The sequence below is a fragment of the Acinetobacter calcoaceticus DSM 30006 = CIP 81.8 genome (genome assembly GCF_000368965.1).
Taxonomy (GTDB): domain Bacteria; phylum Pseudomonadota; class Gammaproteobacteria; order Pseudomonadales; family Moraxellaceae; genus Acinetobacter; species Acinetobacter calcoaceticus.
In genome coordinates this window covers 1,676,534-1,690,569 of the sequence record NZ_KB849780.1, presented here as the reverse complement: position 1 = coordinate 1,690,569, position 14,036 = coordinate 1,676,534, and the positions used below count along the sequence as shown (strand labels likewise).

The window sequence follows — 14,036 nt, the reverse complement described above, 5'->3', positions numbered from 1 at the left end:
GCGTTTAACGGGTTTAATTATAAAGGTCTATACATGCCAAAAAAGCTTGTTTCATATCTCTTTTTACAGTTGCCTCAGAAATATTGATTTTTTCACTAATTTCTCGATAAGTCATACCGTCTAGTTGCGACATCAAAAACACTTGAGCCGTTCGGGTGGGGAGCTTTTCTAAAATTAAATGAACCTGATATAGGGTTTCTTGAATATAAACTTCATGTTCGGCAGAGGGGTAATATTCTTCTGGAAGATGCTGTAGGGCATCGAGATAGAGATTTTCAATATGTTGACGGCGCCAATGGTCAATAATGACATGCTTGGCGATCCCCATTAGCCATGCTTGTGGCTCTTTAATTTGTTTAAAACTATATTCACTTTTTAAAGCACGATAAAACACTTCCTGACTCAAGTCTTCAGATTGATGATGATGCTGAAGTTTATGTTTAAACCATGACAAGAGCGTGGTTTGCTGAGAACGGTAAATTTGGCTAAACCATACTTGTTTATCTACATTCAGGTTCATAGCAGAGGAGCCCACAAATTGGTAATGAGTAGCACAATTAAACAAACATTTAAGATATTCTTAAATAGTAATGATAATTATTATTAATATCAATAATGGAAACTATATATTGTAAGAAGTTGGATGAACTAATGGATGAATGGTATTGCTTGAAACAGGTTTTTTTATAGGACTAAAAAAGATAAGTCAGCCATTTTGACGACGTGAAAAAAAGAGTTGAAGGGGAGCCACTTTTGGCATCCAAGCCTTGTGCCAGCCTAGTAGAGACGTGTATTGTTGTATGGTTATATTTTAAATTATAGAGGTCATTGAAAAGTGATGTTTTTTAACCACATTTATTAAATAAGCGGGCTTTGCCAAAAATAGGAAAAAATACTTGATCGAAAAACTAATAATATAAATAACAAAGGTGTAAGACATTAAGTTTTATTGATTGAATCCTGAAATGGATGATGAACGATCAAGATGGGGCCTATGAAGAAATATTTTACGGTTGATTTTATGATTGCTCCGTCTTACTTAAAAAAACACAAGAAAAATTACCGTGCCATACAGGACCAACAACTTACAATTGCTGCTAAAGTAAATATTTTTATTTGCATTATCTTTTGCTTTTTTTGGACCATATATTTCGCATTTGCACAAATGTGGCTGATTGTTTATATGGATGTGTTTTTCACATTAGTATCCATATTTAGTCTTTATTTAATTTATATACGCCGAATTTCGGCTGGTATTCTTCTATCACAAGTTGTTCTTTTGGCTTTTCCTGTGGTTTTTTGCCTAATTTTTGATGTAGCTACATTGGATCGTCCTCGGGTAGCTCATTTGTTTTTACCCGCTGGAGCCATATTAGGATATTTAAATTACCGCAGAGATCCGAGCTTTTTACAAATCGCTTTAATTATCCTATCGATCGCATCCTTTATATTTTTTAGTGGAAGTTCTTTTACACTCGATAGTGCAATACCTTTATCGGAAAATATTCGTGATCATGGCGGATGGATAGCGACATGTGTTGCTACCCTCATGATTTGTATTTCGATTTATGCCATGCAATTAGAGATACAAACAGAAAATACCATGGTGCAAGATCTACGTTTAGCGCTGGCTAAAGAACAATTTGAGCTTTTTTATCAACCGCAAATCAATGCTTCTGAAATACTAATTGGCGCAGAAGCTTTATTACGATGGCAACATCCTGTTTTAGGTTATGTTCCCACAAAAGATTTTATTCCCGCGGCTGAAACTTTTGGGTTAATGCCAGAGATTGGGGAGTGGGTATTGGCTCAAGCCTGCAAAGTTTTAAAAGATTGGAGTAAAAAAGACGAGACCAAAGATCTTACACTTTCAATCAATATGAGTGCTGATCACTTCATGCAACCAAACTTTGATCAGACTGTGATCGGGCTGATTCAGCAGTATGAGATAAATCCATCTCGACTCATATTAGAAATCACTGAAAATATTGCTTTAAATAATTGTGTGAGCGTCATCGAAAAAATGCATATCTTATCTAAACAAGGAATTCAGCTTTCTCTTGATGATTTTGGTACAGGATATTCATCTTTAAGCTATTTACAAAAAATGCCCATTAGACAAATCAAGATTGATCGTAGCTTTGTACAAGCAGCTTTGGATGATAAACGTAGTAATAAATTAGTCACTGGTATTATTAAAATTGGACTAGATTTGAACCTTCGTGTGTTAGTAGAAGGAATTGAAACCGCTGAACAGTTTAGCGTTTTTAAAAACAATGGCTGCACAGAGTTTCAAGGCTATTTATGGGGATGTCCAATGCCATTAAATGATTTTCTTAAACAAGTACCACATTTCAATATATAAGCAAAAGGGCCATTTCAGCCTTTACTAGAGAAACATAGAGCGTAAAAAGTGGAGTTATATTGTTTAGAATAAATTTAAATTAACTGGTGATATGTAATAACAACTAAACATTAATGGTGGAAGATACGAATATTTATTAAACGGGTCACATCATGTCAAGCTTTAAAATAAATACACTTTTACTTTCTCTTATCTCTTGTTCGGTCTTTTTTTCAGGGTGTAATGACAGCAATTCTTCTGATGATAATTCGGCAGCAAATCAAGGAATACCCGCAGTGCCAAAGGGCGTAGGCTTTGAGGATACTGCTCCAGTCCCATCAAATATCACCACTATTGTAGATTCATGGATGACCAATCAACGTGGCGATGCACGTTACGCAACGGTTGAAACAAATGCTGGGGTGCGTGTGCTGAGCGGATTTTTAAATGTATGGACGCCCTCAAGTTTGTTTGTAGATGCAGGACAGTCTGCGGAGGCAAAAGATGGCTTTCCTGCCGTAGTCGAATCAAACTGGACAGGTTTACCGGGCGACAGTACGGACGGTACAAAAAAGAATGCGGATGTATTGAACTACAATATTAATTATTCCATTCAGACCACGCATAAGCGTACAGAAGAAGAAGCTATTCGTGCCTATTTAGATGATAGACGTGGGAAAAGTTATAGCGTAACGACAGGGATGGGAGCATTAACCGATCCGTGGCGAAAACTCACTGGGCAGACTACAACAATCAATTCAGTACCAGCCGATGCTGCACAAGTAAAATATGATGACAAAGGCAATAATAGTGGGCTGACGATGGCTGATGGAAACACCAACTTTGGAAAAGTCGTTGAATTTGTTCAAGCGATGGGGAATAACTCATCGACAGAGTCAGCAAAACGTTTTTATAAATATGCTCGCCCGTGGCGTTGGAGTCCTGAAGTTATTGTAGTGCCTAGTTTAGAGTCTGCAAAAAGTAGTACGCCTGCAACTGACGGTGGATTCCCAAGCGGACACACGGCTGAAGCTGGCCGAAATGCAATTGCAATGGCTTATTTAGTGCCTCAGCGTTATCAGGAACTGATCGCGCGTGGTTTAGATTTGGGTGATTCACGTATTATTGCGGGCATGCATTCAGCCATGGATGTGATTGGCGGACGACTTCAGTCGATTGCCGCAGATGTTGCAAACTTAAATGCCATGACTGTTGAGCAACGAAAAGAAGTTTATTTACAAGCTCAAACACAGCTTATGAAAGAAACCAATAGCTCAACGTTTGAGTCGTTTAATAGTTTGTCTAAAACACCGTATGACGCGAATGATCGTTTTGCCGATCTTGAAAAATTAAAACTGCAGGTGAATCACTGGATGACCTATGGTTTTAACCAAATTGGCGATAAAACAAAAATAGCAACAGTGCCTAAAGGGGCCGAAGTTTTATTGGAAACCAGACTTCCTTATTTAACTGCCGATCAGCGCCGTGTAGTTTTGAAATCGACTGCTCTTGCTTCGGGTTATCCTGTCATGGATGACGTAGAAGGCTACGGTCGCTTAAACCTGTTTAGAGCGGGTGCAGGTTATGGCAGCTTTGATGGTGATGTAAATCTGACCATGGATGCAAGTTTAGGTGGCTTTAGCCAATATGACCAATGGAGTAATGATATTACGGGTGCAGGTAAACTCACTAAATTAGGCACGGGAACTTTAGCACTGACAGGAAATAACGCATTTACGGGCGGTATTGATTTAAAGCAAGGTGGTTTAGAAATATTGTCTGAGCATGGTGCTGGTCAAGGCGATATTTATATGCATGAAAATAGCCTATTAAAAACCAACTCAGCTAAAACAGTTAATATTGCGGGTAATTTAACTCAGCTTGCAGGGACCACATTCAACATCACTTTTAAATCGAATGTACTTCCAGCAGTTCAGGTGGCAAATACGCTTACTTTAAATGGAACATTGCAGCTCGTTACAAAAGACAATTTAGCGGCAGGAACGTATACGGTGTTATCAGCTAAAAAAGTCCAAGGCACCTACAAAAAAGTGACACTGAATGGCAAGGATATTACGCCAATCTATCAAAATAATAGCGTTAAGTTCACGGTGTCATAAGCGTAACTCGGATAACCGACATCCATAGTTAAAATGTGATTGGGCCACTCCAGATGTGTAATTAAACAATTCTGAAGAGTGGCCCGACTAAGCAATATGTTTGAATAATGGAAAAATATATCTACATACGAATTTTACTATATATAGATTTTACCTTTTCGGGACTAATGTTCAGCATGTGAATAGCACCATGAATCATTCCATCTAATAAATGAAAGTTCACCTGAATATCAGCATCTCTCAATTTTTTAGCATATCTTTCACCATCATCCCGAACGGGATCATATTCACAAATAAAAATGGTCGCATTCGGTAGCCCCTCTAAAGACTGAGCGAGTAACGGACTTACAAGTTCATTCTGTTTTTCACTTTCATGCGGCGCATATTGATCCCAGCAATAAACCATTGTGGATGAGTCCAAACCATAACCTTCAGCGTATTGGCTATAAGAATTGCTACTCATCGTGGCATCTAAGGCTGGGTAGAAAAGAAGTTGATGGCTTACCTTAATTTCTGGATGTTGTTTTGCCATGAGACATGAGGCGGCAGCTATGTTTGCGCCCGCACTATCTCCACCTACAGCAATACGGTTTCGGTCAATTCCAAACAGTGACGCATTCTCACTGATATAGCGGAATGCCGTAAAAAAATCATTTAGAGGAGTTGGAAACTTAAACTCTGGAGCCAAACGATAATCCACAGAAAACACAACCAGTTGAGTGGATTCTGCTAATAACCGACACGAGCGGTCCCATGCATCTAAACTTCCCAGACACCAGCCTCCACCATGAGCAAAAACTAAAGCGGGCCGTTGCTCAGCGTTTTCTAGTGAATAGGGAACATAAACACGAACCTCAATTTCCATATCATCTGAAACAGCAACATAAAAACTGTGCTGATAGCTTACATCATGTTGAATGCCTTGCTGATCAATAATGTCTTTATTTACTTGTTCCCTTAGCTCTTGCAACGAGTTTATTTCTTGTGTACTTGGTTTGGACTTAAGCCAGTTTTCAATTTCAGCAAGTAGAGGCATGGCTTTTTTCCTGCTGCAAAAAATCTAAAATGAGAGAGCTGAATGTTTCTGACTGTTCTTCCATAATGAAATGACCGCAGTCTTTTACAATTGCACTGGTTAAATGCGGTGAAACCTTTTTCATGGTTTCATAAGGTGCATTGTCTGTGGCATGTTCAGCACCTATTGCTAAAACTGGCATTTCTAAGCTTTTAGTTTCTCTGATTTTATTTTGACGAATGGTCTCTGGAATAGAGCGGTAATAATTAAAACCCGCCGTTAATCGACCCGGAATTTTATAGGCTTCAATATAAGTTTCAATCGCCACTTTATCTTTGTGCCACGACCATTTATCAAACATATAATTTAAATAAGTATCTTCACGGCCCGCGATTAAGGCTTCGGGTAAATCTAAGGTCTGGTTAAACATGAAGTGCCAAAGAAAGATATTTTCACTCGGCTCAACAAAAATAGGAGGTGCGGGCGCTAAACCGGGAATCACTGCTTCTGTTACCGCAAGACGAGTCACTGACTCAGGAAAGTCAGATGCAAGCGCATAGGCAACCCACATCCCAATATCATGACCAACAACCGAATAAGTTGGGTATTCAAGTTCAGTCATGAGCATCGATAAAATTTTAGCAATACGCCCCGTATCGTAACTTCCATCCAGTGGAGCTGAATTTCCTGTTCCGGGTAAATCAACTGCGATTGCTCGATAACCCTGTTTCGCCAGTTCAACCATGACTTTGTGCCACGCGTACCATGTTTGCGGCCAACCTGGAATAAGTAATACAGCTGGACCTTGCCCTAAGGTGACGTAGTGTAATTTTTTACTTTCGATGTGAGTGTAATGATGATGGAATTCGTTATATGAGTTTTCATTGAATAATTGAGTTTTCATGTTGAGTTCTCTTACGATTCCTTAAATACCTAATAAGTGATTAATTTGAGTCTGATTCACAGGGGCAGCAGCAAAGTCATCAAACACTTTATCGGTGACATGAATAATATTTTGCTTAATAAACTCGGCACCTTCGCGTGCGCCATCATCCTTATTTTTTAGGCAGCATTCCCACTCCAACGTTGCCCAGCCTTCGTAGTCGTAATGTGCTAACTTGGAAAAAATCGTTTTAAAGTCAACTTGACCATCACCCGTAGAACGGAATCGAGCTGCTCGATTTCCCCAGCTTTGATAGCCGCTATACATTCCTTGGCGGCCTGTTGGATTAAATTCGGCATCTTTAACATGAAACATGCGAATGAAATCTTTATAGATATCGATATATTCCACATAGTTCAGTTGCTGCAAAACAAAATGGCTTGGGTCAAAAAGAATATTGCAACGTGGGTGGTTATGAGTTCGCTCTAAAAACATTTCAAATGTAATGCCGTCATGCAAATCTTCACCGGAGTGAATTTCATAGCAAAGGTTTACGTCTTGTTCATCACAAGCATTCAAAATAGGAAGCCAGCGACGCGCTAATTCATCAAACGCCGTTTCGATGAGTCCTGACGGTCTTTGAGGAAATGGAAATACATAAGGCCACGCCAAAGAGCCTGAAAATGTCCCCATGTCTTTAAGCCCTAAGCGGGCAGATGCCTGAATTGAAGCGAGCATTTGCTGTTTTGCCCACTCGGTTCTAGCCGCTGAATTGCCATGCAAATGAGAGGGGGCAAAGTTATCGCACATTGAGTCATAAGCAGGGTGCACAGCCATTAACTGACCAAAAATATGAGTCGTTAACTCACTAATTTTTAAGCCATGATTGTTTAAAGTACCTAATATTTCATCGCAATAATCTTGGCTTTCTGCTGCCAAATTGACATCAAATAAACGCTTATCCCAAGCAGGAAGTTGTACCGCTTCAAAGCCTTGGCCTGATACCCAAGCAGCAATATCTTCTAGGCGGTTAAAAGGAAAAACATCATCACTGAATTGAGCAAGATGAATACTAGGGCCTTTGATGGTTTTCATAATAAAACCTAATTAGTTGTCGATCGACAAACAATAGGCTGAATTTTGGATAAAAACAACTTTTTATTTGAAAATCAAAACAAAACTGGACTATTTTGAATAAATCTCTTTGATTTATTTGTGAAAATATTTTTTTCGAATAATAATGAAAACACGTACTGAATTTGATGAAGGGTCATTATGGCTGGCAGACCAAGAGAGTTTGATCGAGAAGAAGCCCTCGTAAAAGCGAGAGATTTCTTCTGGCTTCACGGCTATGAAGGCACATCAATGTCAGATTTAGTTGAGGTTTTGGGGATTGCCTCAGCTCGAATTTATAAAGCATTTGGCTCTAAAGAGGCTTTGTTTAGAGAGGCCGTAAATCACTACGAAAAAAATGAAGGTAATTTTGCGTTAAATGCTTTAAAGCAAAAAAATATTAAAGATGCCATCAGCCAATTATTTCAAGATGCGCTAGCACTTTACACGCAAGCCAATCACTCGTATGGGTGCATGGTCGTGTCAGCAGCGAGTGTGCTTGGCGAAGAGAACCAAGCTGTTTTAGACTGGATGAAAGCACAGCGCATTGCACGGGGTCAGAGTCTGGTTGATCGATTTGTTCAGGCAAAATCAGAGGGACAATTGGTGGCAGAGGCTGATCCTAAAACTTTAGGGCAATATTACGCACTTGTTCTGCATGGATTATCTGTTCAAGCAAGAGATGGATATTCGCAAGAAGAGCTTTCTCTGGTCATTAATTTTGCATTAAAGAATCTAGATCAATATGTTGTGAGTGTTTAGTGAATTGAGGTTTAATTTAATGAAAATAAGTCATCATTAAATGCTTAAAGCATAAAACTTATTATTTTTTTAAATTAAAAACGAAGGTCACACCTAAAGAGGTGATACAGAAAAATCTATTTGAAATAAAACAATATTGAAGATTACTCTTTACCTGTTACCCGTCTTGTCCGTCAATTTTGACAAATAGGTCTTTATCTAGCACATCATATTCTTTATTTCTCAAACATATGTTGAGATAAGAAATTAACAAATGCTCGAACTTTCGGGGATGGATGTTTACTTGCTGGCCAGAGAATATTAAATACGCCTGTTCTATCTACAAACTCCGGTAATACTTGAACTAATTGATTAGTATTCAATAATTCTTTGATAGAAAAGTCTGGCAAACAAGCAATTCCTCGCCCTTTTAGCGCAAAACAAACTCGTGTCTCAATGTTATTACAAATCATAGATATAGGAAGTTGTAACTCTGGTTCGTTTTCGGTTGTTTTTAGGGGCCATTTCTCAAGCTTGCCGCTATGAGAAAATCGATAATGTAAACAAGAGTGTTTTAATAAATCAGCAGGTACAGTGGGTCTTCCACGTTGAAGTAAATAAGCAGGAGAGGCGACGAGTAATTGTCTAAAAGTACCCAGTTTTGAGGCTTTTAAACGTGAATCTGTTGGAATACCAGTACGAACAACAGCATCGAATCCTTCTTCAATCACATCTACCAATCGGTCTGTAAAATCAAGATCTAATTCTATTTCTGGATATTCCTGCATAAAGTCACCCAGTATAGGTAATACGAGTGAACTTACTAAAGGCAAACTCACACGTAATCGTCCTTGTGGAGACTTGATTGCTTGCGATAACTCCATTTCTGCTGCTTCAATTTCAGCCAGTATCCGTCGACTACGTTCTAAAAATAATATTCCTTCAGCAGTCAGATTAATACTACGTGTATTACGATGAAAAAGTCGTACACCAATCTTTTCTTCAAGGCGAATCAAGCTCTTACCAACAGCAGAAGCTGAAATTCCTAATGAACGTCCTGCCGCCACAATACTTCCAGTCTCAGCGATTTTAACGAACACTGTAAAACCATTCAGGCTATCCATTTTTTTCTCCTCATTACGGAATATAACTTCCGTATAACAAGGAACTATAACCGACTTTTTCTTTAATAGGAGACTTCCTAGTATATAAATCTCGAATATGAAAAGAAGTTTTTACTATGATTTCTAAAGAGTCCGTATCAAATAACACCGTACCATCGATCTCTTTAAGCCTCGTTCAAAATGTTGTTCAAAAAGCGATAGATAATAACCAGTTAGTAGGTGCTGCGGTTATTGTGGCTCAACATGGGAAAGTTATACATCGTGAAGCATTGGGGTTATCTGATCGAGAGCGATCAATATCAATGACAACGGATACAGTCTTCCGTTTAGCTTCAGTGAGTAAGGTTATTGTTTCAACCGCTGCTTTAGTTTTAGTTGCTCAAAATAAACTGAACTTAGATGAATTCATTCATCATCAATTACCATTTTTTCAGCCTAAATTAGAAAATGGAAAGTTTGTACCGATTACTTTACGCCAACTACTCAGTCATACGGCAGGTTTAAATTATCGTTTTCTTGAACCAGATAGCAGTGGTACATATTCGCAAGCAGGCGTATCGGATGGTATGGATTCATCCGATATTAGTTTGGAAGAGAACGTACGTCGAATTTCTACCGTACCTTTACTCTATGAGCCAGGGAAAGAGTGGGGATACTCTTTAGCAACAGATGTATTAGGTGCATTAATCGAAAAAGTATATGGCAAGCCTTTAGATCAAGCGGTCAGAGAGTTAGTCACTGATCGATTGAAAATGAACAATACTTGTTTTGTTGTACCAGATAACCAACATGTAGCAACTGCTTATGTGAGTGATAGTCCTGAACCTCATATTTTATTAGAAGAAGAGGTTGTTTCACCATTTGAAGGATGTGTTGGAATTAATTTTAGTCCACGCCGTATTTTTAATTCGCAAGCATTTTTCTCAGGTGGCGCAGGAATGGCCGGAACCGTTGAGGATTTTTTTAGCTTATTAGAAGCTCTTCGTCAGGATGATTCATTATTTTTACCCACTGAATTAATCGCTGAAATGACAAAAGATCAAACGGGTGGTTATGAGTTACCTAATGCACCGGGCTTTGGTTTTGGTCTCGGATTTTCAGTATTAAGGAACGCTCAGCAAGCGCTATCACCAGAATCAGAGGGAACATGGCGTTGGGGAGGCGCTTACGGTCATTCATGGTTTGTCGATAAAAAACATAATCTGAGTGTCATCGCATTTACAAACACACTTTATGAAGGCATGTCTGGAAGTTTCGTTACAGATCTACGAGATGCAGTCTATAAAGCTGTAGGGATAATTGAATGAGTAATTCACATTCAAATGATCGATTGCCTATCGTTCCTTTACTTATTCTTGCTATGGGAGCGTTTATTACGATCTTGACAGAAGCCTTACCTGCTGGGTTATTGCCTCAATTAGCTTTGGGTTTAAATATATCTGAACCCTTAGCAGGACAAACAATTACGATATATGCAATTGGGTCTTTATTAACAGCCATTCCATTAACTAATGCTACGCAGAGTGTACGACGTAAGCCATTGTTATTAATTGCTCTATTGGGTTTTGCTCTCACGAACCTAATTACAACGCTATCTACAAGTTATCTTTTAACAATGGCAGCTCGATTTCTGGCTGGTATTTCAGCTGGCTTACTTTGGGCGTTGTTAGCTGGTTATGCAACACGAATGGCACCAGAACACTTAAGAGGGCGTGCGATAGCAATAGCAATGTTAGGAACACCATTGGCTTTATCGCTAGGTGTGCCAGCAGGTACTTACCTTGGTCAATTGTTCGGTTGGCGAATGGCTTTTGGTATTATGAGTATTTTTGCAATTATTTTAGTCGTGTGGGGGGGCCTAACATTACCTGACTTTGAGGGGCAGCCTAGGGCTAAACGTATATCTTTAAATCAGGTGTTCATTTTGCCTGGGGTCAGGCCTATATTATTTACTGTTTTAAGCTTTGTTCTGGCACACAATATTCTATATACGTACATAGCTCCGTTTTTATCAATTGCTCATTTAGTTGAACATACGGACATCATTCTACTCATATTCGGCTGTTCATCATTATTAGGTATCTTCATTACAGGTGTGTTGATTGACCAACATTCACGCCTATTGACACTCACTAGCATCATATTATTTGGCTTTTCCGCTCTTTTACTTGCGGTCATGGGTAATTATGCGGTTATCGTTTATGTGGCAATCGGAATTTGGGGGATCGCGTTTGGTGGTGCTGCGACATTGTTTCAAACTGCGTTAGCGAAGACTACAACCAATATGGCTGATATTGCTCAGTCGATGTTAGTGACTGTTTGGAATATCGCTATTGCTGGCGGGGGAATTATTGGTGGCTTCTTACTCAGTAATTTCGGAGTGAGCACTTTTCCTTTAGTACTTTTAATATTGTTATTTATTACATTCATTGTAGTTTGGCGAGCTAAACAATATGGGTTTCGCTAAAAACGACATATTCCATTATGAAAGCAGAACTCCAAATATAAGAGCTCTACCTTATATTGAGTTTTTAATTAATCAAATTGAGTAACGTCTGGTATTGACTCTAAATAATCAAAGAATTGCTGTATTTGTTCTTCTGTTACCCGTGCTGTAGAAATAGGTGGCAAATCATCTCTACCAAAGAATCCAACTTCGGGTGTTTCAATACTTGGTGTTAGTTCACCATCAATAATTTCGCACCAGAAGAAAGCTTTATACACATGTAAAAACATAGGAGGGTGGGAGTGCTTGGTTCTATCTGTTAAAGCCAATAATTTAATGGCTTTAACTCGAAAACCAGTCTCTTCCAGAACTTCTTTTTCAGCATTTTCCGATGCTGAGTAACCCACGTCCGCCCATCCACCCGGAACAGACCATCGTCCATCTCCAATTTCTTTTGCTAATAATAATTTATTTTCTTTAAAAACAACTGCTCTGACATCTAGTTTTGGAGTGGCATAACCTACATCTTGGAGTACGTTATCAATAAATTTTTCTGTTTTGATTTCTTTTAATTCTAACAAATATTCAATATGTCCTAAGAGTTGTTCATAACGTTCTTTGTCATAAACATCTTTTGAATAATGTAAACCTGTTTGAGCAATACCAGTAATTTTATTTAAAGTTTCTAACCACTTAACTGAGTCATTCATTGCAACAGATGCCTTCAAGCTTATATCTTTTAGCTATGGTAAGGCATACTCAGGCTAAGGACTATAAAACAGTTGTTAACTGAAATTTCAAGTGAAGTCTGAAGAGGTTTTTTATGAACATAATTTTATTCATCTTTTTCATACCAAAGTTTCGTTCAAACAGTTATGGATTTGAAGAAAGTTAGAATTTTAGTGTATTAAAAAATTGACATAGTGTGATTGTGGTTGAGTACAGCAATGTCAAAAAAAAAAGAAAAAATGAAATTACTATTCCTCTAGGAGTTGCTTTACAGGTACAGCCCTTTTGAAATCAAAAATGGCTGATCATTGTTGTTGAGGAAGGAATATATGCGCTTTTCATTGCCAGCTAGAATTACAAATAATATTGATCGTTCAGGTTTAGTAAATAGTAAATCTTTTAATCCAGATACTTCAGTTAGTACACCGCAAGGAAAATATACCTGTGTTCACTATGGAATTATGATTCCAAATTTACCTGAACCTTTTAATTTCCTAAATATTATTGTGGTCGTGGGACAACCTCAAATTAAGCTATTTCGAAATCAACATTTAATCAAGACAAGTGATATAGATACGGCTAACGTTTTAATTGGTACAGCTACTGGAACCCCTGATCACTTTAATGGCTATAGTGTAGAAAAAGATTGCACATTAGTGACCAATGGTAGCTACTTAAAGTTTGGCAATGATGTAACTATTGAAGGAACATACCCCGAATTTCATGCTCACCGTGACGGTCACAACTTTAATTTTGATTTAAAGCTTCGAGCAACAGATAAAATTGCGCACTTCGCTAATCTTGTAGGGGGAGCATATGATCATTGGGCTTTGCTATGTGACTACCAAGGATATGTAGAGCAAGCGGGAGTAAAAACAGAAATTAAGGGTTTATGTACTTACGAATATGCCCGTGCCATTAATATTAATCTTCCACTTAACTTTTTTACGTATCAAATTTTGAATATTGATGAAAAGACCCAAGTTTTATTTGTGGATACGTTCGGTCCATTAGGTTTAACGTTGCAAAGTAGAGTCTATGTGCGCTCGCTAGATGACCATGGGGGTATTTATTCTCGTGGTTTTAAATCTACTGTTCACGAATATGAACCTGAAAGAGTTACGACTCCAGATGGAACTAGCATGCGCTTACCACATAAATTTAGTTGGCAAGTGGATGATGATCATGGAAATCTTCTCATTAAAATTGATGGTATTACTAACCGTGACTTTAAGTATGGTATGGCGGGAGGCTATGCGGGAAGTTACCAATATAATGGGCTATTTAAAGGGAAACCAATACAAGGTAGAGCCTATATTGAATACATAGACCCGAAATAATCTTAAAATTTAATCAAGCACTTGTCTTCAATACGCTCTGCTTTTTACATCGGGTCAGGGCGTTTTTCAAAATAACATTTACATGTATAAGAGCTATAAACTTACGGTTCATACTGAATAAAAACTTTATTGTTAACTTAGTTAGGTGGTATTTTACTCAGCCATTGCTTTGTTTTCGATT

General features: G+C 38.2%; 12 protein-coding genes. 6 read left to right on the top strand and 6 right to left on the bottom strand.

Annotated elements, in window-relative coordinates; translation table 11 throughout:
• Window positions 1-13 precede the first annotated feature (13 nt).
• Window positions 14-520 carry a sigma-70 family RNA polymerase sigma factor gene (locus F936_RS12895; protein WP_004642252.1) on the bottom strand — a complete coding sequence of 169 codons (507 nt, stop codon included), beginning with the start codon at window positions 518-520 and terminating at the stop codon, window positions 14-16.
• A 474-nt stretch (window positions 521-994) separates the two neighbouring features.
• Here F936_RS12895 and F936_RS12890 point away from each other — a divergent pair, with 474 nt between their 5' ends.
• Together F936_RS12890 and F936_RS12885 are read left to right on the top strand one after the other, a co-directional pair.
• On the top strand, window positions 995-2,365 hold the full coding sequence (locus F936_RS12890; protein ID WP_035359004.1) for a putative bifunctional diguanylate cyclase/phosphodiesterase: 1,371 nt from the start codon (window positions 995-997) through the stop codon (window positions 2,363-2,365).
• A 152-nt stretch (window positions 2,366-2,517) separates the two neighbouring features.
• Window positions 2,518-4,464, top strand: coding sequence for an acid phosphatase (locus F936_RS12885; RefSeq protein ID WP_026055573.1), 1,947 nt, complete (start codon window positions 2,518-2,520; stop codon window positions 4,462-4,464).
• 121 nt (window positions 4,465-4,585) lie between these two features.
• On the opposite strand, the gene F936_RS12880 is transcribed toward F936_RS12885, so the two are convergent.
• Genes F936_RS12880 through F936_RS12870 form a run of 3 tightly spaced genes read right to left on the bottom strand, consistent with a single transcriptional unit; the run spans window position 4,586 to window position 7,457 of the window.
• Window positions 4,586-5,500, bottom strand: a complete 915-nt coding sequence (locus tag F936_RS12880) for an alpha/beta hydrolase (RefSeq protein ID WP_005047893.1) — start codon at window positions 5,498-5,500, stop codon at window positions 4,586-4,588.
• Complete coding sequence (locus F936_RS12875) at window positions 5,484-6,383, bottom strand: alpha/beta fold hydrolase (protein ID WP_005047891.1); 900 nt, start codon at window positions 6,381-6,383, stop codon at window positions 5,484-5,486. Before F936_RS12875 ends, F936_RS12880 begins: the two co-directional genes overlap by 17 nt.
• A gap of 21 nt (window positions 6,384-6,404) precedes the next feature.
• Window positions 6,405-7,457 (bottom strand): sugar phosphate isomerase/epimerase family protein, encoded by a 1,053-nt coding sequence (locus F936_RS12870; RefSeq protein ID WP_005047889.1) that lies wholly within the window; start codon window positions 7,455-7,457, stop codon window positions 6,405-6,407.
• Between the two features lie 180 nt (window positions 7,458-7,637).
• On the opposite strand from F936_RS12870, the gene F936_RS12865 reads away from it, so the two are divergent.
• On the top strand, window positions 7,638-8,237 hold the full coding sequence (locus F936_RS12865) for a TetR/AcrR family transcriptional regulator (protein WP_003650956.1): 600 nt from the start codon (window positions 7,638-7,640) through the stop codon (window positions 8,235-8,237).
• A gap of 215 nt (window positions 8,238-8,452) precedes the next feature.
• On the opposite strand, the gene F936_RS12860 is transcribed toward F936_RS12865, so the two are convergent.
• A complete protein-coding gene (locus F936_RS12860; RefSeq protein WP_003650957.1) occupies window positions 8,453-9,340 on the bottom strand; it encodes a LysR family transcriptional regulator in 888 nt (295 codons plus the stop codon).
• 116 nt (window positions 9,341-9,456) lie between these two features.
• Between F936_RS12860 and F936_RS12855 the strand changes: the two genes are divergently transcribed.
• On the top strand, window positions 9,457-10,647 hold the full coding sequence (locus F936_RS12855) for a serine hydrolase domain-containing protein (RefSeq protein ID WP_003650958.1): 1,191 nt from the start codon (window positions 9,457-9,459) through the stop codon (window positions 10,645-10,647).
• Entirely contained in the window at window positions 10,644-11,807 is a 1,164-nt protein-coding gene (locus F936_RS12850) for an MFS transporter (protein ID WP_003650960.1), read from the top strand. Before F936_RS12855 ends, F936_RS12850 begins: the two co-directional genes overlap by 4 nt.
• Window positions 11,808-11,875: 68 nt before the next feature.
• Here the strand turns inward: F936_RS12850 and F936_RS12845 are convergent, their stop codons facing one another.
• Window positions 11,876-12,496, bottom strand: a complete 621-nt coding sequence (locus F936_RS12845; RefSeq protein WP_005047885.1) for an NUDIX hydrolase — start codon at window positions 12,494-12,496, stop codon at window positions 11,876-11,878.
• A 348-nt stretch (window positions 12,497-12,844) separates the two neighbouring features.
• Here F936_RS12845 and F936_RS12840 point away from each other — a divergent pair, with 348 nt between their 5' ends.
• Window positions 12,845-13,855 (top strand): DUF6670 family protein, encoded by a 1,011-nt coding sequence (locus F936_RS12840; RefSeq protein ID WP_005047882.1) that lies wholly within the window; start codon window positions 12,845-12,847, stop codon window positions 13,853-13,855.
• The last annotated feature ends 181 nt before the right edge of the window (window positions 13,856-14,036 follow it).

What these genes read in the sequence shown, in the direction of transcription:
- F936_RS12895 (WP_004642252.1), bottom strand. Translation starts at nt 520, where the DNA reads ATGAACCTGAATGTAGATAAACAAGTATGGTTTAGCCAAATTTACCGT.
- F936_RS12890 (WP_035359004.1), top strand. Translation starts at nt 995, where the DNA reads ATGAAGAAATATTTTACGGTTGATTTTATGATTGCTCCGTCTTACTTA.
- F936_RS12885 (WP_026055573.1), top strand. Translation starts at nt 2,518, where the DNA reads ATGTCAAGCTTTAAAATAAATACACTTTTACTTTCTCTTATCTCTTGT.
- F936_RS12880 (WP_005047893.1), bottom strand. Translation starts at nt 5,500, where the DNA reads ATGCCTCTACTTGCTGAAATTGAAAACTGGCTTAAGTCCAAACCAAGT.
- F936_RS12875 (WP_005047891.1), bottom strand. Translation starts at nt 6,383, where the DNA reads ATGAAAACTCAATTATTCAATGAAAACTCATATAACGAATTCCATCAT.
- F936_RS12870 (WP_005047889.1), bottom strand. Translation starts at nt 7,457, where the DNA reads ATGAAAACCATCAAAGGCCCTAGTATTCATCTTGCTCAATTCAGTGAT.
- F936_RS12865 (WP_003650956.1), top strand. Translation starts at nt 7,638, where the DNA reads ATGGCTGGCAGACCAAGAGAGTTTGATCGAGAAGAAGCCCTCGTAAAA.
- F936_RS12860 (WP_003650957.1), bottom strand. Translation starts at nt 9,340, where the DNA reads ATGGATAGCCTGAATGGTTTTACAGTGTTCGTTAAAATCGCTGAGACT.
- F936_RS12855 (WP_003650958.1), top strand. Translation starts at nt 9,457, where the DNA reads ATGATTTCTAAAGAGTCCGTATCAAATAACACCGTACCATCGATCTCT.
- F936_RS12850 (WP_003650960.1), top strand. Translation starts at nt 10,644, where the DNA reads ATGAGTAATTCACATTCAAATGATCGATTGCCTATCGTTCCTTTACTT.
- F936_RS12845 (WP_005047885.1), bottom strand. Translation starts at nt 12,496, where the DNA reads ATGAATGACTCAGTTAAGTGGTTAGAAACTTTAAATAAAATTACTGGT.
- F936_RS12840 (WP_005047882.1), top strand. Translation starts at nt 12,845, where the DNA reads ATGCGCTTTTCATTGCCAGCTAGAATTACAAATAATATTGATCGTTCA.